Origin of the sequence: Streptomyces sp. E11-3, assembly GCF_046540415.1 — a bacterium.
Taxonomy (GTDB): Bacteria; Actinomycetota; Actinomycetes; order Streptomycetales; family Streptomycetaceae; genus Streptomyces.
In genome coordinates this window covers 1-1,399 of record NZ_JAZGRL010000178.1, presented here as the reverse complement: position 1 = coordinate 1,399, position 1,399 = coordinate 1, and the positions used below count along the sequence as shown (strand labels likewise).

1 protein-coding gene is annotated in these 1,399 nt (G+C 71.0%); it reads right to left on the bottom strand.

Annotated elements, in window-relative coordinates; all coding sequences use genetic code 11:
* The coding region (locus U9R90_RS36235; protein ID WP_411061750.1) for a polyketide synthase dehydratase domain-containing protein at positions 1-1,120 on the bottom strand (1,120 nt) is incomplete at its 3' end.
* Positions 1,121-1,399: the final 279 nt, after the last annotated feature.

The following is a 1,399-nucleotide window of genomic DNA, read 5'->3' as shown; positions in this document are numbered from 1 at the left end:
CACCCGTGGCCGACCGCACACCCTCAACACCACAACCACCCTCGACGAACCACACCGCCGTCTCGGCACTACCCGCGCCATCCGCCACACGCACCGGCGACCACGCCACCCGATACAACCCGCCCCCCGACGCGGACCGCGCCGCGGCCAGCTGCTCGGCGGATATCGGACGCAGCACCAACGATCCGACAGATACGACCGGTTGGCCCGTGCTGTCCGTCACGTCCAGGCTCACGCCCTCGCCACCGGACGAGGTGAGCCGTACCCGGACATCGGATGCTCCCACCGCGTGCAGGCGGACATCCGACCAGGCGAAGGGCAGTACAGGTCCGTCGAAAGCCCCGGTGAGGGCGACGGTGTGCAAGGCGGCGTCGAGTACCGCCGGGTGCAGGCCGAACCGGGCGGCGGCAGCCTGGTCCGCCAAGGAGACCTCGGCGTAGAGGTCCGCGCCGTCCCGCCAGGCCGCGGTCAGCCCCTGGAACACCGGGCCATAGGCGGCGCCCGCCTGAGTGAACTCCTCGTAGAACCCTTCGATATCGATGGGTTCCGCCCCAGGCGGCGGCCAGGCCGCGAGCTCCGTGCCATGTGTGACCTCGCCACTCGCGCCCGTACCGGACGCACCGGACGCACCGGTCGTACCGGTCGTACCGGATGTAGCGGATGTGAGCAGGCCCTCCGCGTGCGCCACCCACGGCGTGTCCGCGCTGGACCGCTCGGCACGCGAGTAGACACCGACCCGCCGGGCGCCGGACGCGTCGGCCTGGCCCACCACGACCTGTACCTGGACACCGCCCCGGTCCGGCAGCGCCAGCGGGCTCTTGATGGTCAGCTCTTCCAGCTCATCGCAGCCGACCTGGTCGCCAGCCCGTACGGCCAGTTCCACAAAGCCCGTGCCAGGGAAGAGAACCGTTCCGCCGATGACATGGTCCGCGAGCCAGGGATGCGTGGCAGTCGAGATCCGACCGGTGAGGACCACACCGTCGGAGTCGGCCAGCTGCACCGCGGCACCGAGCAGCGGATGGTCGGCCGCGTCGAGCCCCGCGGAGGTGACGTTTCCTGCCCCTGCCGTGGCCGTCGCCCAGTAGCGCTCGTGCTGGAACGCGTAGGTCGGCAGCTCCACCCGCCGCCGTCGCCCAGTAGCGCTCGTGCTGGAACGCGTAGGTCGGCAGCTCCACCCGCCGCGCCCCGTACCCAGCGAACAACCGCGCCCAGTCCACACCAGCACCGTGGGCATGCAACTTGCCCACAGCCATCAGCAAAGACGCCGCCTCGGCACGGTTCCGCCACTGGGCGGGCACCAGCAGAGCGGCGTCCGACTCTACGAACTGCTGGGCCATGGCAGTCAGTACGGCGTCGGGGCCCAGCTCCAGGAAGCGGGTGACGCCCTCGGCCTCCAACG